At 69.5% G+C, this 21,183-nt stretch carries 19 protein-coding genes; 4 read left to right on the top strand and 15 right to left on the bottom strand.

Going from position 1 to position 21,183, the window contains the following annotated elements:
• Positions 1 to 33: 33 nt before the first annotated feature.
• The 4 genes from ASD23_RS08360 to ASD23_RS08375 all read right to left on the bottom strand — a co-directional run bounded on the left by ASD23_RS08360 (position 34) and on the right by ASD23_RS08375 (position 2,307).
• Positions 34 to 543: a DoxX family membrane protein gene (locus ASD23_RS08360; RefSeq protein WP_056009301.1), complete on the bottom strand. Its 510-nt coding sequence runs from the start codon at positions 541 to 543 to the stop codon at positions 34 to 36.
• 221 nt (positions 544 to 764) lie between these two features.
• Positions 765 to 1,178, bottom strand: a complete 414-nt coding sequence (gene nusB / locus ASD23_RS08365; protein ID WP_056009303.1) for a transcription antitermination factor NusB — start codon at positions 1,176 to 1,178, stop codon at positions 765 to 767.
• Positions 1,178 to 1,741, bottom strand: coding sequence for an elongation factor P (efp, locus tag ASD23_RS08370; protein WP_056009305.1), 564 nt, complete (start codon positions 1,739 to 1,741; stop codon positions 1,178 to 1,180). Before efp ends, nusB begins: the two co-directional genes overlap by 1 nt.
• 128 nt (positions 1,742 to 1,869) lie before the next feature.
• Positions 1,870 to 2,307 carry a type II 3-dehydroquinate dehydratase gene (locus tag ASD23_RS08375; RefSeq protein ID WP_056009307.1) on the bottom strand — a complete coding sequence of 146 codons (438 nt, stop codon included), beginning with the start codon at positions 2,305 to 2,307 and terminating at the stop codon, positions 1,870 to 1,872.
• Positions 2,308 to 2,504: 197 nt separating this feature from the next.
• Here ASD23_RS08375 and ASD23_RS08380 point away from each other — a divergent pair, with 197 nt between their 5' ends.
• Positions 2,505 to 4,766: an esterase-like activity of phytase family protein gene (locus ASD23_RS08380; RefSeq protein WP_056009309.1), complete on the top strand. Its 2,262-nt coding sequence runs from the start codon at positions 2,505 to 2,507 to the stop codon at positions 4,764 to 4,766.
• Between the two features lie 62 nt (positions 4,767 to 4,828).
• On the opposite strand, the gene aroB is transcribed toward ASD23_RS08380, so the two are convergent.
• From aroB to ASD23_RS08430, 10 genes are all read right to left on the bottom strand, one after another.
• A complete protein-coding gene (gene aroB / locus ASD23_RS08385) occupies positions 4,829 to 5,914 on the bottom strand; it encodes a 3-dehydroquinate synthase (protein WP_056009311.1) in 1,086 nt (361 codons plus the stop codon).
• The gene (locus ASD23_RS08390) at positions 5,911 to 6,429 is read right to left on the bottom strand and encodes a shikimate kinase (RefSeq protein WP_235507686.1); all 519 of its coding nucleotides are present in this window, start codon (positions 6,427 to 6,429) and stop codon (positions 5,911 to 5,913) included. The genes aroB and ASD23_RS08390 overlap by 4 nt, the downstream gene beginning before the upstream one ends.
• On the bottom strand, positions 6,422 to 7,642 hold the full coding sequence (gene aroC, locus ASD23_RS08395; RefSeq protein WP_056009313.1) for a chorismate synthase: 1,221 nt from the start codon (positions 7,640 to 7,642) through the stop codon (positions 6,422 to 6,424). The genes ASD23_RS08390 and aroC overlap by 8 nt, the downstream gene beginning before the upstream one ends.
• Before the next feature lie 74 nt (positions 7,643 to 7,716).
• The gene (locus ASD23_RS08400; RefSeq protein WP_056009315.1) at positions 7,717 to 8,547 is read right to left on the bottom strand and encodes a shikimate dehydrogenase; all 831 of its coding nucleotides are present in this window, start codon (positions 8,545 to 8,547) and stop codon (positions 7,717 to 7,719) included.
• Positions 8,540 to 10,003 (bottom strand): endolytic transglycosylase MltG, encoded by a 1,464-nt coding sequence (gene mltG, locus ASD23_RS08405; RefSeq protein ID WP_056009318.1) that lies wholly within the window; start codon positions 10,001 to 10,003, stop codon positions 8,540 to 8,542. Before mltG ends, ASD23_RS08400 begins: the two co-directional genes overlap by 8 nt.
• Complete coding sequence (ruvX, locus tag ASD23_RS08410; RefSeq protein WP_056009320.1) at positions 10,000 to 10,476, bottom strand: Holliday junction resolvase RuvX; 477 nt, start codon at positions 10,474 to 10,476, stop codon at positions 10,000 to 10,002. The genes mltG and ruvX overlap by 4 nt, the downstream gene beginning before the upstream one ends.
• Before the next feature lie 5 nt (positions 10,477 to 10,481).
• Entirely contained in the window at positions 10,482 to 13,139 is a 2,658-nt protein-coding gene (gene alaS / locus ASD23_RS08415; protein ID WP_056009322.1) for an alanine--tRNA ligase, read from the bottom strand.
• Between the two features lie 97 nt (positions 13,140 to 13,236).
• Positions 13,237 to 13,440 (bottom strand): hypothetical protein, encoded by a 204-nt coding sequence (locus tag ASD23_RS08420; RefSeq protein ID WP_056009324.1) that lies wholly within the window; start codon positions 13,438 to 13,440, stop codon positions 13,237 to 13,239.
• A 147-nt stretch (positions 13,441 to 13,587) separates the two neighbouring features.
• Complete coding sequence (gene rpsD / locus ASD23_RS08425) at positions 13,588 to 14,211, bottom strand: 30S ribosomal protein S4 (protein WP_056009326.1); 624 nt, start codon at positions 14,209 to 14,211, stop codon at positions 13,588 to 13,590.
• Between the two features lie 194 nt (positions 14,212 to 14,405).
• Positions 14,406 to 15,842, bottom strand: coding sequence for a replication-associated recombination protein A (locus tag ASD23_RS08430; protein WP_082571311.1), 1,437 nt, complete (start codon positions 15,840 to 15,842; stop codon positions 14,406 to 14,408).
• A gap of 229 nt (positions 15,843 to 16,071) precedes the next feature.
• On the opposite strand from ASD23_RS08430, the gene ASD23_RS08435 reads away from it, so the two are divergent.
• The 3 genes from ASD23_RS08435 (at position 16,072) to ASD23_RS08445 (ending at position 18,892) form a co-directional block, all read left to right on the top strand.
• Positions 16,072 to 16,851 (top strand): peptidylprolyl isomerase, encoded by a 780-nt coding sequence (locus tag ASD23_RS08435; protein WP_056009328.1) that lies wholly within the window; start codon positions 16,072 to 16,074, stop codon positions 16,849 to 16,851.
• 88 nt (positions 16,852 to 16,939) lie between these two features.
• Entirely contained in the window at positions 16,940 to 18,172 is a 1,233-nt protein-coding gene (locus ASD23_RS08440) for a DUF349 domain-containing protein (RefSeq protein WP_056009330.1), read from the top strand.
• Positions 18,173 to 18,283: 111 nt separating this feature from the next.
• Positions 18,284 to 18,892, top strand: coding sequence for a hypothetical protein (locus ASD23_RS08445; RefSeq protein WP_056009333.1), 609 nt, complete (start codon positions 18,284 to 18,286; stop codon positions 18,890 to 18,892).
• Here the strand turns inward: ASD23_RS08445 and ASD23_RS08450 are convergent.
• Positions 18,879 to 21,131 carry a RelA/SpoT family protein gene (locus ASD23_RS08450; protein WP_056009335.1) on the bottom strand — a complete coding sequence of 751 codons (2,253 nt, stop codon included), beginning with the start codon at positions 21,129 to 21,131 and terminating at the stop codon, positions 18,879 to 18,881. The genes ASD23_RS08445 and ASD23_RS08450 overlap by 14 nt on opposite strands.
• Between the last annotated feature and the right edge of the window lie 52 nt (positions 21,132 to 21,183).

Consider the following 21,183-nt stretch of genomic DNA (forward strand, 5'->3'; position numbering starts at 1 on the left):
GGGTCGTGAGCGAGACGGGCCGAATGCACGGCGTCACCGGATCGGACGCGTGAATGCCTTCGCCGCGATCACCATGGCCGCGGCCACGAGCACGACGTCCTTCAGGATGTACTGCGCGGCGAGCGAGGGTCCGGCCGCGGTGAAGAGTTCGCCGGCGAAGAACACGAGCGGCGAGAACACGCCCACGAAGGTCACCGCGAGGGCGAGCAGGCCGATCCGGAGCAGCACGCCCGTCACGAGCGTGACGCCGACGAACACCTCGAGCGCCGCGGTCAGCGCGAGCGCCGCGTATCCGTCGATCACGCCGAACGACAACACGTTCCAGGTTCGGGTCACGAGCGCTTCGACGGGGCTCATGCCCGGGAAGAACTTCAACGCGCCGAAGACGAGGAAGACGAGGCCGAGCGCGACGCGGAGCGCGGGCACGCCTGCACGAGCGAGGAAGCGCTGGACGACCGCCTGGGCGGAGTTCGCGCGTTCGAGGATCGAGTCGAGCCCGGTTCCGGTCGCGACGCGGCCGGTTCCGATGGTGGTGCTGGACATGGTGCTCCTTCCGAGAGCAATGCGGGAGATGCGGCCGGAATCGGCGGCGCACTCATCACATCGCCACGGCGGGCGCGCGTCGTCGGGAGTGTCGCTGAACCGCGCTCGGTGTTTCCACCGAGCGCGGGCTCAGGGACATGGCCACAGAACCCCCCGAGTGCGGGGGCGCTGAAGCGGGCTCATCCACGCGGATCGAGCGGAAGCCGGAAGGAGCTCGGGCGTCAGGCCTTCGAGTGCGAGATCGCCGCGAGCAGGCCGTTCACGAAGCCGGCCGAGTCGTCGGTCGAGAGCACCGTGGCAGCCTCGACCGCCTCGGAGATCGCGACGGGGTCGGGCACGGCGTCGTTGTGGATGATCTCCCAGACGCCGATGCGCAGGATCGCACGGTCGACCGCCGGCATCCGCTCGAGGGTCCAGCCGTGCGAGTGGGTCTCGATGAGTTCGTCGATCTCGTCGCGATTGTCGACGATGCCGTCGACGATCTCGCGTGCGTAGAGCCACGAGGCGGCTCGTTCAGGTTCGCTCGCCGCCTTCTCGGCCTCGACGACGAGCATCTGCTCGACCGGCACCTGACGCATGTCGGCCGAGTACAACAGGTCGAGCGCCCGCTTGCGCGCCTTGGTACGAGCGCTCACTAGTCGTTCACGCGGCCGAGGTAGTCGCCCGTGCGGGTGTCGACCTTGACCTTCGTGCCGGTCTCGAGGAAGAGCGGCACCTGGATCTCGTAGCCGGTCTCGACCGTCGCGGGCTTCGTGCCGCCGGTGGAGCGGTCGCCCTGCAGGCCCGGCTCCGTGTAGGTGATCTCGAGCACGACCGAGGCGGGCAGCTCGACGTAGAGCGGGTTGCCGTTGTTCAGCGCGACGGTCACCGACTGGTTCTCGAGCATGAAGTTCGCGGCGTCGCCGACGACGGTGCCGGGCACCGTGAGCTGGTCGAAGTCGGTCTGGTCCATGAAGACGAAGCCGTCGCCGTCGCTGTAGAGGTAGGTGAAGTCACGACGGTCGACGTTCTCGATCTCGATCTTCGCGCCCGCGTTGTACGTGCGGTCGACGGTCTTGCCCGAGACGACGTTCTTCAGCTTGGTGCGCACGAACGCACCGCCCTTGCCGGGCTTGACGTGCTGGAACTCGATGACGCTCCAGAGCTGACCGTCGATGGAGAGGACGACGCCGTTCTTGATGTCAGCGGTGCTTGCCATGCGTGTGTGTTCCGTTCAGTTGCGAAGAGGCTCGGCCGGAATCGGCCGCAGAAGTTCAGTCGGTCGAGTTTAGTCGCTCGGTCGAGACTGCGCCAATGCACCCGGATGCCGCGCACCCGGCGTCGTATTCAGCGGTTCCTGACGACCCATTCGACGGCCATGCGGTACGAGTCGCTGCCGAAGCCCGCGATCACCCCGGTGGCGACACCGGAGATCACGCTCGTGTGCCGGAATGTCTCACGAGTGTGCGGGTTCGAGAGGTGGACCTCGACGAGCGGCACCCCGGCCTGCTTCAGCTGGGCCGCCGCGTCGCGCAGCGCGTAGCTGTAATGGGTGAACGCGGCCGGATTCAGCACGACCGGGAGCTTCCGGTCGACGGCCTCGTGGATCCAGCCGATCAGCTCCGCCTCGTCGTCGCTCTGGCGCAGGTCGATCTCGACGTCGTCGGGCACCGCCCCTGCGATCGAGTCGCGGATGTCGGCGAGGCTCTCGCTGCCGTAGACCTCGGGTTCGCGGGTGCCGAGTCGGCCGAGGTTCGGGCCATTAAGCACGAGGATCGTCGTCATGCCCGCAAGCCTACCGAGAGGTGGTCCTCCGGCCGGTCGACCGAAGCGGACCTCGGGCGACGGCACGTACTCGGTGAACGGTGCGATGACGGCGGGTGGCGGGTCGGGTGGCCGAGAGGGCTCGGGTTCACCTGCCGGTCGCACCGCATTCCGCACACGGCCACCGCGACGTGCCCTGCGCCCGATTGGCTCGCCGTATGCCAACAGACACTGTACGAACACGCACGCGCCTCCTGGTCGCTGCGGTCACCACCGTCACGGCGGCCGCGCTGCTCGCCCCCTCGGCCGCGGTCGCCGCCGGGAACGGCGGCGACGGACCGAACGGTCCGTCCGTCAAGAAGACGGAACCGGCCCTCGTCGCCCGGGCGACCCTTTCGGCCGATCACCTCGAGTCGGGCCCCTCGAGCGGAGCGGCGCTCACCACTCCGGTGAACGGGCGTACGGGACCCTTCGCCGGCCAAGTCATCCCGGGCTTCTCGGCGATGACCGACAACGGCGACGGCACCTTCTGGGCCCAGCCCGACAACGGCTTCGGCGCCAAGGGCAACTCGGCCGACTTCCTGCTCCGCACCTATCTCGTCCGGCCGGCGTGGCAGACGGCGGAGGGCGGGAGCGGCGAGATCCAGGTCGAGCGGTTCGTCTCGTACAACGACGCGAACCACGTGCTCGACTTTCCCATCACGAACGAGACCACACAGGATCGCCTCCTCACCGGTGCCGATTTCGATGTCGAGTCGGTCGTCCGCGCGAAGGACGGCAGCTTCTGGGTCGGCGAGGAATTCGGCCCGTTCCTGCTCCACTTCGCCGCCGACGGCACCCTGCTGGAGAAGCCGCACCCGATGCCGGGCAACGCGAAGTCGCCGCAGAATCCCTACCTGCAGGCCGGGGAGACCCCTCGCGTGCGGGCGAGCCGCGGGTTCGAGGCGCTCGCGTCGTCGGTCAACGGACGCTACCTTTACCCGATCGTCGAAGGGTCCTACGCGGATGACGCGGACCTCCGCCGTCGCGAGATCCTCGAGTTCGACACCAAGGCGGGCGCATACACGGATCGCACATGGAACTACCAGACCGACCAGGACGCGAACGTGGTGGGCGACGCCTTCGCCGTGCGGAACGGCGTGCTGCTGCTCGTCGAACGCGACGACTTCGAAGGCGACCAGTCGGTGACGAAGCGCATCTACGAGGTCGATCTCACGCGATCCGACGCCGAGGGCAAGCTGGAGAAGACCCTCGTGCTCGATGCGCTGCGCATCGCGAACCCCGATCTGCTCGGCGCAGGCGACGGCTACGGCACCGGCGACCCGTTCTCGCTGCCGGTGCAGTCGTTCGAAACCATCGTGCAGTTGAAGAACGGCGATCTCCTGATCGCGAACGACAACAACTACCCCGGCAACGACGCGCGCATCCCCGGCGTCCCAGACGACACCGAGATCGACGTCATCGCCCTCGATCGCACGCGAGTGCAGCCCTCCGGCGTCACCGTCGTCGCGCATCGCGGCGCGAGCGGCTCTCGCCCCGAGCACACGCTCGCCGCCTACGAGACCGCGATCAACGAGTGCGCCGACTTCATCGAGCCCGACGTGGTCTCGACGAAGGACGGCGTGCTCGTCGCCCGCCATGAGAACGAGATCAGCGGCACGACGGACGTCGGCACCCGCCCGGCGTTCGCCGACCGCAGGACCACGAAGCTCATCGACGGCGTCTCGGTCACGGGCTGGTTCACCGAGGACCTCACGCTCGCCGAGCTGAAGACCCTGCGAGCGGTCGAACGACTCCCGCAGATCCGCCCCGGGAACACGACCTTCAACGGGCTCTATCAGGTGCCGACCCTCGACGAGGTGCTCGACCTCGCCCGGCACTCGGTGAGCTGCGACGGCCTGCCCGTCGGCGTCTACCCCGAGACGAAGCACCCGAGCTACTTCGACTCCATCGGCCTCTCCCTCGAGGAGCCGCTCGTCGCCGAGCTCTCGCGCAACGGGCTCGCCGATGCCGATGCACCGGTCATCGTCCAGAGCTTCGAGACCGCCAACCTGCGCGAGCTCGACGGCGCCACCGACGTCGCGCTCGCCCAGCTCGTCAACTCGAGCGGTCGTCCGTACGACTTCGTGCTCGCGGGTGACGCCCGGACGTACGCCGACCTCGCGACCCCTGCGGGGCTCGCCGAGATCGCGACGTACGCCGACGGCGTCGGCGTCGAGAAGAGCCTCGTGATCCCCCGCACGGCGACCGGCACGCTCGGCGCGCCCACGACGCTCATCGCCGACGCTCACGCGGCCAGACTCGAAGTGCACGGCTGGACGTTCCGCCGCGAGAACGCGTTCCTCCCGGCAGAGTTCCGGTCGAGCGCCGATCCCGCGGGCATCGGCGACCTCGCCGGTGAACTGCGCGTGTTCCTCGACGAGGGGCTCGACGGATTCTTCAGCGACAACCCCGGCCTCGGCGCGGCGACCACGGGCTGATCGGGCTCATCCACGAGAGCGAGCGGATGCCCGAGGCATCCGCTCGCTCTCGCGTGCACCGCTCAGGACGCGATCTCCTGGTACGCGGCGAAGAGCAGCGACTGGTCGGGTGCGAGCATGACCGTGGGCTTGGCCAGGTCGTCGAGCACGATGAAGCGGAGCTGGCCCGCGCGAGCCTTCTTGTCGCGCTGCATCGTGGCGAGCAGCGTGTTCCACCGGCCCGCGGGGTACGACGTCGGCAGGCTCAGCAGGTCGAGCACGCGCTTGTGACGGTCGGCGACCTCGTCGGGGAGCCGGCCCGACAGCCGGCCGAGCTCGGCCGCGAACGCCATGCCCACGGCGACCGCAGCGCCGTGACGCCACTGGTATCGCTCGGCGTGCTCGACGGCGTGGCCGAGCGTGTGGCCGTAGTTCAGGATCTCGCGGAGCCCCTGCTCGGTGAAGTCCTCGGAGACGACGTCGGCCTTCATCTGGATCGCGAGCTCGATCACGCGACGGAACTGCGGAGTCGAGGGGTCGGTCGCCGCCTCGGGGTCGGCCTCGATGATGTCGAGGATCTCGGGGTAGCGGATGAAGCCCGCCTTCACGATCTCGGCGAAGCCCGCGAGGATCTCGTTCTTCGGGAGCGTGTCGAGCGTGTCGAGGTCGCAGATCACCGCGGCCGGCGCGTGGAACGCACCGACGAGGTTCTTGCCCTCGTTCGTGTTTATGCCGGTCTTGCCGCCCACTGCGGCATCGACCATACCGAGCACCGTGGTCGGCACCTGCACGACCTTCACGCCGCGGAGCCACGTCGCGGCGACGAAGCCGGCGAGGTCGGTGATCGCTCCCCCGCCGAAGCCGACGACCGCGTCGGTGCGGGTGAAGTCGGCCTGCCCGAGCACCTGCCAGCAGAACGCGGCGACCTCGACGCGCTTGCCCGCCTCGGCATCGGGCACCTCGGCGAGGAGCACCTGGTAGCGATCGGAGAGCGCTTCGCGCAGCTCTGCTGCACGCGCGCCGAGCGTCGCCGGGTGCACGATGAGCACCTTCGTCGCCGCGGAGCCGATCGCATCGCCGAGCTCGGCGAGCACGCCTCGGCCGACGACCACGTCGTAGCCCGACTCGCCACCGACGCGGATGCTCGTGCGGGTCTCGTCTGCGGTCATCGTGTTCCTCCGAAGTGCGCGGTGATGTCGTCGACGATCCGCGCGACCGAGCGACGCGAGGTGTCGATGCTGAAGTCGGCGACCGATTCGTAGAGGGGACGCCTCGCGTCGAGGATGGCACTCCACCGTTCGACGCCGCCATCGGCGAGGAGCGGACGGTTGCCGCCCGTGAGTCGCGGCGCCACCGCCGACGCGGAGACCTGCAGCCAGACGACGGGCAGGCCCGCGAGGTCGTCGCGCGTGTCGTCGTGCAGCACGGCGCCGCCGCCGAGCGAGATCACGGCCTCTTCGCGCAGCGCTTCGCCCACGACCTCGCGTTCGACGATGCGGAAGTACTCCTCGCCCTCGCGGTCGAAGATCTCCTCGATCGGCCCATAGCGCTCGACGATGCGCAGGTCGGTGTCGACGAACGGTGCGCCGACGGATGCCGCGAGCCGCTGCCCGACCCGGGACTTGCCAGCGCCCATCGGGCCGACGAGCACGATCGGCAGGGCGATCCGCGGCGTGTCAGACACGATCTGCCGCGGTGTCCGCAGCAGCGCCGGCCGTGCGGAGGGTGTCGGGGATCGCCGCGAGGTACGACTCGAGGTTGCGCCGGGTCTCGTCGACCGAGTCGCCGCCGAACTTCTCGAGCACGGCGTTCGCGAGGGTGAGGGCGACCATCGCCTCGGCCACGACACCCGCTGCGGGCACGGCGACGACGTCGGAACGCTGGTGGTGCGCCGCGGCAGCCTCGCCGGTCGCGACGTCGACCGTCGGCAGCGCGTGCGGCACGGTCGCGATGGGCTTCATGCCGGCGCGGACGCGCAGCACGGTGCCGGTGGACATGCCGCCCTCGGTGCCGCCGGCGCGATCGCTCGCACGGGCGATGCGACCGTCCTCGACGTGCAGTTCGTCGTGTGCGGCCGAGCCGCGGCGACGAGTGGTCTCGAAGCCGTCGCCGACCTCCACGCCCTTGATCGCCTGGATGCCCATGAGCGCTGCAGCGAGCTGCGCGTCGAGCCGCCGATCCCAGTGCACGTGCGAGCCGAGGCCGGGCGGCACGCCGTAGGCGAGCACCTCGACGACGCCGCCGAGCGTGTCGCCCTCCTTGTGCGCGAGGTCGACCTCGGCGACCATCGCCGCGGACGTCTCGGGGTCGAAGCAGCGCAGCGGATCGGCATCGAGCACGTCGACGTCGTCGGGCGTCGGCAGCGGGCGGCCGTCGGGCACGCGGACCGGACCGATCGCGAGCGTGTGCGCGACGAGCCGGATGCCGAGCTCGGCGAGGAAGGAACGGGCGACCGCCCCGAGCGCGACACGGGCGGCCGTCTCGCGGGCGCTCGCCCGCTCGAGCACCGGGCGGGCCTCGTCGAATCCGTACTTCTGCATGCCGACGAGGTCGGCGTGACCGGGACGCGGGCGCGTGAGCGCGGCGCCGCGACCGCGGCCGAGCTTGGCGGGGTCGATGGGCTCGGGGCTCATCACCTCCTGCCACTTCGGCCATTCGGTGTTGCCGATGCGCAGTGCCACGGGGCTGCCGAGGCTCAGGCCGTGGCGCACTCCGCCCGAGATCGCGAGTTCGTCCTGCTCGAACTTCATGCGCGCACCTCGGCCGTAGCCGAGCTTGCGGCGTGCGAGGTCAGCACGAATATCGTCGAGCGAAACGGGGATACCGGCGGGAAGACCCTCGAGGATCGCGACGAGCTCAGGGCCGTGCGACTCTCCGGCAGTGAGCCAACGGAGCATGGTCCTATCCTTCCACAGGCTCGGGGACGCGGACGTCGCATGACGGCGACGCAGGAAAGCGACACCCCGAGCGGTCAGGAGATCGCGGCGCGCATGACGCCGAGCACGGCGTCTTCGTCGACGAGCGGCTCGTTCGGGTCGCCGTTCACGAAGATCCGCACCTGGAGCAGTGCCTGGTGCAGCAGCATCCCGAGTCCGTGCACGACCGTGCCGCCGCCGGCGATCCAGCCGGCCGCGAGCGGGGTGGGCCACGGATCGTAGGCGACGTCGAGCAGCGTGGCCGAGGCGATCAACCCAGCGGATGCCGCGACGCCGAGGTCCGTGCCGCCGGGCACGGTGCTCACGACGAGTTCGGCACGGCCGATCGTGTCGAGCTCCTCCATGCGGCCCTCGTCGACCCGCACCCCGAGGCGGGACCCGAGCTCGATGAGCGCCACGGCTGCGCCGGGTCGACGCACGAGCACCCGCACCTCGCGCGAACCGAGTTCCGACATCGCGACGAGCGCGGAGGCGGCCGTCGCCCCGCCGCCGAGCAGCACCCCGCGCGACACCGCGTGAACGCCGGCCTCGCGGAGCGTGCGCACGATGCCGCCGACGTCGGTGTTGAAGCCTCGCCGGCTACCGGCGTCGAAGAGCACCGTGTTCGCGGCACCGGTGATCGCAGCTACCTCGTCGATCGAGTCGAGGAGCGGGAGCACGTCCTGCTTGAGGGGCATCGTGAGCGAGAGCCCTCGCCACGAGGCATCCAGGCCGCCGATGAACTCACCGAGCCGGTCGCCGTCCATCTCGACGGCCGAGTACTGCCACGACAGGCCCAGCAGGTCGTACGCCGCCCGGTGCAGGGCCGGGCTCTTGGAGTGCGAGATGGGCGAGCCGAGCACCGCGAGCCGTCGGAGGTCACTCACAGTACGCGGCGTTCTCGTCGAGCGCGCACCATTCCTGCAGGCGCTCCACGGCCGCCTCGTGCTCCTCGACCGTGGTCGAGAAGACCGTCTCACCGGTCGCGAGGTTCACCGGCACGAAGAACAGCCATGAGCCGTCGGCCGGGTGGATGGCGGCGTTGATCGCCACGTCGCCCGGGTTGCCGATCGGACCGATCGGGAGCCCGGGGTTGGCGTACGTGTTGTAGAGGTTCGACGCATCGGCGCGCTCCTCGTCGGTCGTCCAGACGGTGTGCGTGTTGCCCGTGCCGTAGGCGACCGTCGCGTCGGACTCGAGGTTGATGCCCTGGTCGAGGCGGTTCTGGAAGACTCGCGCGACCTTCGGGAAGTCGTCGAGGTTCGAACCCGCTTCACGTTGCACGATCGACGCGAGCACGATCGTGCGCCACCGCTGATCGGCCGGCACTCCCGCGGCGTCGAGCGCCTCGAACTGCCGGTTCACGAGCGTCTGCAGCACGGCGTGCGCGTCGAGGCCCGGCTCCAGCGTGTAGGTCGCCGGGAAGAGGAAGCCCTCGAGCGTCGTCGCCTCGGCGGGCAGTCCATAGCTCGCCGGCGGTTCGACGGCCGCGGCCTGCAGGTTCTCGAGTGGCACGTCGGTGCCCTCGGAGATGGCGACGAGCGCATCGGGCAGCGAGGTGCCCTCGGGGATCACGAAGGTCTGCTCGAGCTTGTTCGCCGGATCCTGCAGCGCATCCAGCGCTGCCTGCGCGCTCATCTCCTCGGCCAGCTGATAGGCCCCGGGGTGGAACTCCGGTTCGGGGCTCTGCTCGAGCAGCAGGTCGTAGAAGGCGTCATAGGAAGCGGTGACGCCTTCGTCGACGAGGTTCGTCGCGATGTCGGAACCGTTCTCGCCGTCGTGGATCATGAAGACGACCTCACCGGTGCCGGTGCCCTCGAAGTCCGCTGCCGGCGTGAATCGCTCGATGACGGCGTTGATGGGCCCCTGCAGGAAGAAGTACGCCCCCGCGCCGAGCGCGGCGACGATGAGCAGACCGACGAGGCAGCCCCATGCTCCACGTCGCTTCGGCTTCTCGGGCTCGTAGGGGTCGGCGTTGACCGCACGCCGTTCGGCTCGCGAGGGCCGGGCCGGGTCCGGAGCGACCGGATCCGCCACGATCGGCTCGAAGAGCGGCAGGCTCGATGCCGGCTCGGCCGGCGGGCCCGCCTCGGCGAGCACTGCCGCCGCTTCCGCCTCGGCAGCCTGACGCTGCTCGGCCTCCCTCGCCTCGCGACGGGTCAGCGGTCGCCCTTCCGACGGCGGCTGCGGCTGGGCCGGCCCGGTCGGTGTCGCGGCGACCGGTGAGGTGCGGGGCGCGGCATCCGATGATCTCGGTGCTCGCACCGGCTCGTTGCCGGCGAGCATCGCGTGCCAGTCGGCGGTTGCACGGTCTGCGTCGCGCTCGGAATGGGGCTGGGTCACAGGGGGGATGGCCCTTCGGGGATCTCGATCGTCCGGCCGGGCGGGCGGTTGAAGTCCCGCTCGGCGTCGATGGCGTGTTGCAAAATGATAACGGCTGCAACCTGATCGACGATGGGACGCTGCTTGCGCGTCGACTTCCCTGTCGCACGAAGCGCCTGCTGGGCGCTCACGGTCGAGAGCCGTTCGTCGACGAGCCGCACCGGGATCCCCGCACGCGTCAACCGCTCCGCGAACGCGACCGCGTCGTCGGTCGACGGCGTCGAGGCGCCCGAGAGCGACAGCGGATTGCCGACGACGATCTCGATCACCTCGTACTCGCGCGCGAGCTCGAGGATGCGCGTGACATCGGCATCCCCATCAGTGGCACGCGCGACCGTTTCGATCGGGGTCGCGATGAGACCCCCGGCATCGCAACGGGCGACGCCGATTCGGGCGCGCCCGACGTCGACGCCGAGCCTCGCCCCGGTGCGCACGCCGACTACCCGCGGAGCGCCGAGCGCACCGCGTCGAGCGCGGCCGGGATCGCCGAGAGGTCGCTGCCGCCGCCCTGGGCGAGATCGGGCTTGCCGCCGCCGCCGCCGCCGAGCACTCCGGCCATCGTCTTCGCGAGGGCACCGGCGTTCGCGCCGGCATCTCGAGCGGCAGGCGACGTCGCGACGATCGCGACCGGCTTGCCGCCGACCTCGGCGGCCAGTGCCACGACGGATGCCGCGTCGCCGAGCTGCGATCGCACGGAGAGCGCGAGTGCGCGCAACTCGTCACCGGTGCCGAGCGAGCCGACCGTCTCGGCGACGAGCAGCACGTCACCGGTACGCACGGCCTTCGCGGCGAGGGCGGGCACGCGGTCGTTCAGTGCGCGGGCCTCGAACTGCTGGATGCGCTTCTCGGCGGCCTTCAGGCTCGAGACGAGTTCGCCGACGCGGTCGACGAGCTGCTCGGGCCGCGTCTTCAGCGACGACGTCAGCTCGGAGACGAGCGCGCGCTCCGAGGCGAATCGGCGGAAGGCGTCGAGGCCGACGAGCGACTCCACGCGGCGGTTGGACGCACCGACCGAGGACTCCCCCACGATGTTGATCATGCCGACCTCGGCACTCGTCGACACGTGCGTACCGGCGCAGAGCTCACGCGACCATGGGCCGCCGATGTCGACGACGCGAACGACGTCGCCGTACTTCTCGCCGAAGAGCGCCATCGCACCGAGCGACTTCGCCTCGTCGAGGGGCATCTCACGCGTGACGACCTCGAGGTTGTCACGGATCGCGGCGTTCGAGATCTCCTCGATCTCGCTGCGGGTCTCGGTCGAGAGGGCGGAGTTCCAGCCGTAGTCGAGACGCAGGTATCCGGCCTTGTTGAAGGAGCCGGACTGGTGGGCGTTCGGGCCGAGCACCTGGCGCAGCGCAGCGTGCACGAGGTGCGTGCCCGAGTGCGCCTGCGTCGCCCCGCGTCGGTACTGCTCGTCGACGAGCGTCGTCGCGGGCACCCCGACTCCGACCTCGCCCTTCGTCACCTTCACGGTGTGGCTGATGAGGCCCTTGATGGGCTTCTGCACGTCGAGCACCTCGAGCTCGAAGCCGTCACCGACGATGCGCCCCTGGTCGGGCGCCTGTCCGCCGGACTCGGCGTAGAGCGAGGTCTCCGCGAGGATGACCTCTGCGGTCTGGCCCGCGGTCGCGAACGGCACCGGTCGGCCGTCGACGAGGAGGCCCAGCACGCTCGACGCCGTCGTCAGCTCGGTGTAGCCCGTGAAGATCGTCTCGCCCTTTGCGCGGAACTCCGCGTACACCGAGAGGTCGGCGAGCACCTTCTTCTTCGACTTCGCATCGGCCTTCGCCCGCGACCGCTGCTCGGTCATGAGCGTGTCGAATGCGGCGCGGTCGACCGCGAGGCCGGCCTCATCGGCCATCTCGAGGGTGAGCTCGATCGGGAAGCCGTACGTGTCATGCAGGAGGAACGCCGTGTCGCCGGCGAGCTCGCCGCGACCGGAGTCCTTGGTCTTGGAGACCGCGAGGTCGAGGATCGACGTTCCCGCGGTGAGCGTGCGGAGGAAGGTCTCCTCCTCGCCGAGGGCGAGCTGCTCGATGTGCGCGTAGTCCTTCGCGACCTCGGGGTAGGCGGTCTTCATCGCGTCGCGCGACGCTGCGAAGAGCTCGCGGAAGGTCGGGCCCTCGACGCCGAGAAGGCGCATTGCACGGATGCTTCGGCGCAGGAGTCGGCGCAGGATGTATCCGCGCCCCTCGTTCGACGGGCTCACGCCGTCGCTCATGAGCATGAGCGCGGAGCGCACGTGGTCGGCGATGACGCGCATGCGCACATCGTCGTCGTGGTTCGCGCCGTAGCGGCGACCCGAGAGCTCGGCGGCGCGGTCGAGCACCGGGCGCACCTGGTCGATCTCGTACATGTTGTCGACGCCCTGCTTGATGAAGGCGACGCGCTCGAGACCCATGCCGGTGTCGATGTTCTTCTTCGGCAGTTCCTTCACGATGCGGAAGTCGGTCTTCGACACGACGTCGTCGATGAGGTACTGCATGAACACGAGGTTCCAGATCTCGACGTAGCGATCGTCGTCGGTGGCCGGGCCGCCGTCGATGCCGTACTCGGGGCCGCGGTCGAAGAAGATCTCGGAGCAGGGACCCGCAGGGCCCGGCTGGCCGGTGTGCCAGTAGTTCGTGTCCTTGCCGAGTCGCTGGATGCGCTCGTCGGGCAGGTCGGCGACCTTCTTCCAGAGCTCGATCGCCTCGTCGTCGTCTTCGTAGACGGTGACCCAGAGGTCGTTTCGGTCGAAGCCGTAGCCGCCGTCGGCCTCGGGCGTCGTCAGGAGCTCCCACGCCATCGAGATGGCGCCCTCCTTGAAGTAGTCGCCGAACGAGAAGTTGCCGCTCATCTGGAAGAACGTGCCGTGGCGCGGAGTCTTGCCGACCTCTTCGATGTCGTTCGTCCGGATGCACTTCTGCACGCTCGTCGCGCGGGGGTACGGAGCGGGCACGAGACCCGTCAGGTACGGCACGAACGGCACCATGCCGGCGACGGTGAAGAGCAGCGTGGGGTCGTCGGAGACGAGTGACGCCGACGGGACGACGGTGTGTCCGCGCTCGGCGAAGAAGTCCAGCCAACGCTGGCGGATGTCGGCAGTCTGCATGGTTCCGTTCTCGGTCGTGCCCGGGGCATCCGGGCCTTCGCATTCGTGGCGGCGAGGTCGCGCCGACGTGGTTCTCGTCGACCCGGCTCGCGTCGGCTCAGAGCGCCGCGTGCGTCTCGCCCTGCTCGGCGCGGAGCTCGGCGTCGCGGGCGTGGTAGCCCTCGGCGATCGCGTGGCCGAAGGCGCGGGCCTTCGCGTCCACCGCGGAGAAGAAGTCTCGCCCCTGCTTGGTCTGGTTGACCTGGTGTGCGACCGCGAATCCGGCCGCGACGCCGACGGTGAACCACAGAATGCTCTTCACGAGGTGCTCCTGCTCCCTGATCGATGTGTCGCCTGGCGGTGCGCTCGGCACGCCTCGCATCAGTCTAGTGGCCGTGTCGCAGGCACTCGCCGGGTACGACACAGGGGCCGCGGGAAACCCCGCGACCCCTGTCTCAACTGCTCTGCGTCAGCGACCGGCGTAGTACTCGACGACCAGCTGCACGTCACAGGTCACGGGGACCTCGGCGCGCTTCGGGCGACGGACGAGCTTCACCTGGAGCTTGTCGAGCTCGACCTCGAGGTACGCGGGGAGCTTGGGCAGCACGTCGACGTGACCGCCGGCAGCGGCGACCTGGAACGGCTCGGTGCCCTCGCTGCGCGCCTTGACGTGCACGAGCTGGCCCGGCTTCACGCGGAACGACGGGCGGTCGACGAGCTGGCCGTCGACGAGGATGTGACGGTGCACGACGAACTGGCGAGCCTGCGAGATGGTGCGGGCGAAGCCGGCACGCAGCACGATGGCGTCGAGACGCATCTCGAGCAGCTCGACCAGGTTCTCACCGGTCAGGCCGTCGGTGCGCTTGGCCTCGACGTAGGCGATCTTCAGCTGCTTCTCGCGGATGCCGTACTGGGCGCGCAGGCGCTGCTTCTCGCGCAGACGGACGGCGTAGTCGCTGTCCTGCTTGCGCTTGGTGCGGCCGTGCTCACCGGGAGCGTACGGGCGCTTCTCCATGTAGCGGGCGGCCTTCGGGGTGAGGGCGACGCCGAGCGCACGGGAGAGGCGGGTCTTGCTACGTGACTGGTTCGACACGAATGTCCTTTCGGAAGAATCTCAAGTGAAATCACGGCGCGAACGTGCGCCGGGAATCTGTGTCAGAGGGATTCGCCAAGGGTGGATCGGCTACAGATCGCACCCGTTCGCCGGTGACTCCCTCGCAGCCGCGCTCGGGAATCAGGCTTCAGGCCAACGGAAATGATATCACGATGACGACGTGCGCTTCGACGTCACCGCTCGCCGCGCACGATGCGTCGCAGCTTCGCGAGCCGTGCCGAGACCTCGCGCTCGTTGCCGTGCTCGGTCGGCTCGTAGTACACGGCCCCTCGCAACGAGTCGGGAAGGTACTGCTGCTCGACCACGCCGATCTCGTCGTTGTGCGGGTACTTGTAGCCCTTGCCGTGCCCGAGCCGCTTCGCCCCGGGGTAGTGCGCGTCGCGCAGGTGCTTCGGCACCCGGCCCGCTTTGCCTTCACGCACGTCGGCGATCGCCTGGTTGATGCCGAGGTAGGCGGCGTTCGACTTCGGGGCGGTGGCCAGGTGCACGACCGCCTGCGCGAGCGGGATGCGACCCTCCGGCATGCCGATGTACTGCACGGCATCGGCGGCGGCCACGGCCACGCCGAGCGCGCTCGGGTCGGCGAGACCGATGTCTTCGGAGGCGAGCACGATGATGCGCCGCGCGATGAACCGCGGATCTTCGCCCGCCTCGATCATGCGGGCGAGGTAGTGCAGCGAGGCGTCGACGTCACTGCCGCGCACCGACTTGATGAACGCGCTGATGACGTCGTAGTGCTCGTCGCCGTTGCGGTCGTAGCGCAGCAGGGCGCGGTCGACCGCGCGAGCCACGATCTCGGTCGTGATCATCGGCGGAGCGGATGCCGCGGCATCCGCGTCGTCGCCTGCCGCCGTGTCGTCGGCCGGGCGGTCTGCCGTGTCGCCGTCTTCGGCCTCGTCATCGGCTTCAGCGGTATCCGCCGCCGGAACGGACTGCGCCGCGGCCACCGCGGCCGCCTCGAGCGCCGTGAGCGCTCGGCGTGCGTCGCCCGACGCGAGCCGGATGATGGCGGCCCGCGCCTCGGGGTCGAGGGCGACCTTGCCGGCGAGGCCCCGCGGATCGGTCACCGCGCGGTCGACGAGGACTCCGAGGTCGTCGTCGGTGAGGAGCTCGAGGGTCAGCAGGAGGGATCGGGACAGGAGCGGCGAGATCACGGAGAACGAGGGGTTCTCGGTCGTCGCCGCGACGAGGATGACCCACCCGTTCTCCACGCCGGGCAGCAACGCGTCTTGCTGGGCCTTCGTGAAGCGGTGGATCTCGTCGAGGAAGAGCACCGTCGAGAGCCCGTAGAGGTCGCGGCTCGCCCGCGCCTCCTCCATCACCTGGCGCACGTCGCGCACGCCCGCCGTCACCGCGGACAATTCGACGAACTTGCGGCCTGAAGAGCGCGCAATCGCCTGGGCGAGCGTCGTCTTGCCGGTGCCGGGCGGCCCCCAGAGGATCACGGAGACGGAGCCCGACTCCCCCGAGCGATCGCCCGCGAGGGCGACGAGCGGCGACCCCGGGGTCAGCAGATGCCGTTGGCCGGCCACCTCGTCGAGGCTCGTCGGGCGCATGCGCACCGCGAGCGGGGTCGCGCCTGAGCGCAGCCCCGGGCCGGAATCAACCATGTCTTCAAGCGTAGTCGCGGCATCCGACACGGGATCTCCGGCCCGAATCGACCACGACGCCACACGAGTCGCGGCATCCGACACCGGATCTCCGGCCCGAATCGACCACGACGCCACGCGAGTCGCGGCTTCCGACTGAGGATCTCGGCGCGGAGTTCGGTGCGGCGATTGGTCTGGGCACCCCGCCTTGCGTAGAGTCGGCACGCAGGAGTCCCGAGAAGGAGCATGCGTGGCATCGAACGACCGACAGGCGCGTGAAGAACGAGCGCGCCTTCGCACCTACCAGGCACGCCAGGAAGTCCACACCCGGAAGCAGCGCCGGCGCACCCGCGACAACGTGATCGCGGTGCTCGCGCTCGTCGTCGTACTCGCCCTCGCCACGGCCGCGCAGATCTTCTACTTCAGCGGCGGACCGGGCGCCGAGCCCGTTGCCACCGACACGGCGACCCCGACTCCGACTCCGGCGGCCGAAGAGGAGAACCAGGGCGACGTGCCCTCCGCGGACATCGCCGAGGACCGCACCTGGACCGGCACGCTGACGCTCAACGACATCCCGCTCGGCGTCGAGCTCGACGGCGCGGCCGCCCCGCAGGCCGTCTCGAGCGAGATCAGTCTCGCCCAGTCGGGCTTCTACACCGGCACGAGCTGCCACCGTCTCACGACCGAGGGCATCTGGGTGCTGCAGTGCGGCGACCCGAGCGGCGACGGCACGGGTGGCCCGGGCTACAGCTACGGGCCCGTCGAGAACGTTCCGTCCGACGGCGTCTACCCCGCCGGCACGATCGCGATGGCCCGTGCAGCATCGCAGTACAGCCAGGGCAGCCAGTTCTTCATCGTCTATGAAGACACGACGCTGCCGGGCGACACCGGCGGCTACACCGTCATCGGCAAGGTGACGAGCGGTCTCGACGCGCTCCGAGCCGGCGTCATCGACGCGGGCACCAGCGACGGTGCCGGCGACGGTGCCCCCGCCGTGCCGACCACGATCACGGCGTTCACGATCGAGTGAGCGCCCGCACCGCCCCTCGGCGGTGCAATAGGCTTGATGCCGTCAACGTCGCCCACGGGCGGCATCCGACATACGACAGGGTGAGGCCGTGACCGATTCAGATCAGCAACCGTGGGGCCGCGTCGACGAGACGGGCACCGTCTTCGTGCGCACGAGCGACGGCGAACGAGCGGTCGGGCAGTACCCCGACGGCTCGGCTGAAGAGGCACTCGCCTACTTCGAGCGCAAGTACGCCGATCTGGCGGGCCAGGTGGGCCTGCTCGAACAGCGCGTGCGCCGAGGTGCGCCCGCAGCGGATGTCTCGAAGGCCGTGGCCTCGCTCCAGTCCTCCGTCTCCACGGCCAACGCGGTCGGCGACCTCGAATCGCTCGGGCGTCGTCTCGAGGCGCTCTCGGGCACGACCAAGGAGCTGACCGAACAGCAGCAGGCCGAGTCGAAGGCCGCGGTCGCCGAGGCCGTCACCGAGCGCACCGCGATCGTGGAGGCAGCCGAGGCCCTCGCGGCCGGCGACCCCGCGAAGACGCAGTGGAAGCAGGCCACCGCAGAGCTCGATGAGCTCTTCGCGCGCTGGCAGCGCCACCAGCAAGACGGACCGCGCCTGCCGAAGAACGAGGCCAATGAGCTCTGGAAGCGCTTCCGCGCCGCCCGCTCGACGATCGAGACGCACCGCAAGGCGTTCTTCGCCGAGCTCGACGCAGCGCACCGCGACGTGCGTTCGCGCAAGCAGGCGCTGATCGAGCGGGCCGAGGCGCTCGCCCCGCGCGGTGCCGACGCGGTGGGCGACTACCGTCACCTGCTCGACGAGTGGAAGCTCGCGGGCCGTGCCGGCAAGAAGCTCGACGACGCCCTCTGGGCGAAGTTCAAGGCCGCCGGCGACGTGCTCTTCGGCGCGAAGGCCGAGATCGACGCGCAGGAGGACGAGAGCTACCGCGCGAACCTCGAGGAGAAGCTCGCGCTGCTCACCGAGGCCGAGCCCCTGCTCACCGAGCAGGACCCGAAGCAGGCTCGTGCCGGGCTCAACAAGATCCAGCGCAAGTGGGACGAGATCGGCAAGGTTCCGCGCGATCAGGTGCGCGTCGTCGAAGACCGCCTGCGCAAGATCGAGAACCACGTCAAGTCGCTCGAGGAGGAGCGCTGGCAGCGCGAGGACCCCGAGAAGAAGGCGCGGTCCGAGGGCATGCTCGGTCAGCTCCACGACGCGATCGACAAGCTCGAGGCCGAGCTCGCGGCTGCTGAGGCATCCGGCGACGCGAAGGCCGCGGCATCCGCTCGCGAAGCCCTCGATGCGCGCAAGGCCTGGCTCAAGGCCGTCGGCGGCTGATTCCCCCTCGCGATGTCGCGGTCTCGGCCGCGCTACTGTCGTGAGCGCGCCGTTGTCCACAGATCGCGCCTGACTGCGCCCTGAAGGGCACCAGTGCCGGAGCATGTCCGTATGGCCAAGCTCCCGAACGTGCTCAGCATCGACGACCTCTCGCTCGCGGAACTCTGCGCCGCCCGCATCGACGGCGAACTGATGCCCATCGGCGACGGGTGGGCACCCGTCGATGAGCCCGATCTGCCGTCACTGCGAGCGGCGGCCGTTGCGCTCCGCGCGCCGCGTGCGCTCGTGGTCGAACGACGATCGGCAGCCTGGGTGCACGGCGCGCTCGACGCTCCCCCGATGCTCGCGCAGTTCTGCGTGTCCCGCACCGCACGGGTCGCGCTCGTCTCGGTGCCGCGCGTCGTCGTGCGCGAGGTCGCGATCGAGCCCGACGAGATCATCGAGTTCCCGTTCGCGCGATGCACCAACGTCGTGCGCACGGGCTTCGACCTGCTGCGCGAGCACGCCGAAGACGACGGGGAGGTCGAGTCGATCGTCACCGCGCTCTGCAGGGCCGACGCGAAGCTCGCTGCCCGGTTGCGTCGGCGGTTCGACGAGGCGATCCGCATGCCGCACCGGAGCCTCGCCCTCGATCGGCTCGATCACGTCGATGCGAGGCTCGTCGAATTCGATCCGACGGAATTCGATCGGGCTCGGCCGGCCGCCGTCAGCCGTCGCTGACGCGATACACGTCGTAGACGGCGTCGATGCGTCGAACCGCATTCAGCACACGATCGAGATGCGTGGTGTCGCCCATCTCGAAGACGAAGCGGCTGAGCGCGAGGCGGTCGGTCGACGTCGAGACGTTGGCGGAGAGGATGTTGACGTGGTGCTCCGAGAGCACGCGCGTGACATCGGAGAGGAGCCCCGCGCGGTCGAGTGCCTCGATCTGGATCTGCACGAGGAAGACGCTCTTCGAGCTCGGCGCCCACTCCACGTCGATCATGCGTTCGGGTTCCTGCATGAGGCTCTGCACGTTGTGGCAGCTCGCCTGGTGCACCGAGACGCCGGCGCCGCGCGTGACGAAGCCGACGATCTCGTCGCCGGGCACGGGAGTGCAGCAACGGGCGAGCTTGACGAGGATGTCGGGCGCACCGCGCACGAGGACTCCGGAGTCCGAGTGCCGCGGCAGGGGCCGCGAACGCACCGGGATCGGCAGGTCGGGCTCGTCGCCCTCGTCGACGTCGCGCACGAGCGCGACGACCTTCTCGAGCACCGACTGCGTCGACACGTGGCCTTCGCCTACGGCGGCGTACAGCGAGGAGACGTCGTCGTAGCGCAGCTGGGCTGCCACCTCGGCGAAGGACTCCTGGTTCATGAGCTTCTGCAGGGGCAGGTTCTGCTTGCGCATGGCGCGGGCGATCGCGTCGCGACCCTGCTCGATCGCCTCGTCGCGCCGCTCCTTGGTGAACCACTGCCGGATCTTGTTGCGGGCACGCGGGCTCTTGACGAAGCTGAGCCAGTCCTTGCTCGGCCCCGAGTCGGGGTTCTTCGAGGTGAACACCTCGACGACGTCGCCGCTCAGCAATTCGCTCTCGAGTGGGACGAGACGGCCGTTGACCTTCGCTCCCATCGTGCGATGACCGACCTCGGTGTGCACGGCGTAAGCGAAGTCGACCGGGGTCGCGCCGGCCGGCAGGCCGATCACCCGACCCTTCGGGGTGAAGACGTACACCTCCTTGGCGCCGATCTCGAAGCGCAGCGAATCGAGGAACTCCCCCGGGTCGGCCGTCTCGGCCTGCCAGTCGGAGATGTGAGCGAGCCACGCCATGTCGGTCTCGTTCTGACCCGACTTGTCGGCGGTGCGCCCTCCGGCCATCCGTTCCTTGTACTTCCAGTGCGCCGCGACACCGTACTCGGCGCGCTGGTGCATGTCGTGCGTGCGGATCTGGATCTCGACCGCGCGCCCCTTCGGGCCGATCACGGTCGTGTGCAGCGACTGGTACAGGTTGAACTTCGGCGTCGCGATGTAGTCCTTGAAGCGGCCGGGCAGCGGGGTCCACCTGGCATGGATCGCGCCGAGCACCGCGTAGCAGTCGCGCACCGAGTTCACGAGCACCCGGATGCCGACGAGGTCGTAGATCTCGTCGAAGTCACGGCCTCGCACGATCATCTTCTGGTAGATCGAGTAGTACTGCTTGGGCCGACCGACGACCTTGCCCCGGATCTTCGCAGCCTTCAGGTCGTCTGCGATGAGGTCGATGACGTTCTGCACGAACTCTTCGCGCTGCGGAGTGCGCTGCTTGACGAGGCTCTCGATCTCGGCGTAGAGCTTCGGGTAGAGCACGGCGAACGAGAGGTCTTCGAGCTCCCACTTGATCGTCTGGATGCCGAGGCGATGCGCGAGCGGTGCATAGATCTCGAGGGTCTCGGTCGCCTTGCGCGCAGCCGACGCCGCCGGCACGAAACCCCACGTGCGCGCGTTGTGCAACCGGTCGGCGAGCTTGATGATGAGCACCCGGATGTCTTTCGACATCGCGACGATCATCTTGCGAACGGTCTCCGCCTGCGTCGAGTCGCCGTACTTGACCTTGTCGAGCTTCGTGACGCCGTCGACGAGCATGGCGATCTCGTCGCCGAAGTCGGCCCGCACCTGGTCGAGCGTGTACGCGGTGTCCTCGACGGTGTCGTGCAGCAGCGCCGCGGCGACCGTCTTCGATCCGATGCCGAGATCGGCGAGGATCTGCGCGACCGCGATCGGGTGCGTGATGTACGGCTCACCGCTCTTGCGCTTCTGCCCCTCGTGCGCGCGCTCCGCGACCGTGTACGCCCGCTCGATGAGCGAGAGATCGGCTTTCGGATGGTGCATCCGCACCGTGCGCATGAGGGTGTCGACCGCGCCAGAGGGCTGTGCCTTGGAGAAGATGCGCGGTACCAGACGGCGCAGCGATGCCGTCGAGTTGACACCCGTCTCCGTCATCGCTCACCTCCGGAACTCAATTATCGCCGCTCCGGAGGCTTCGACGCGCCAC

It is taken from the genome of Agromyces sp. Root1464, from assembly GCF_001427265.1.
Taxonomy (GTDB): Bacteria; Actinomycetota; Actinomycetes; order Actinomycetales; family Microbacteriaceae; genus Agromyces; species Agromyces fucosus.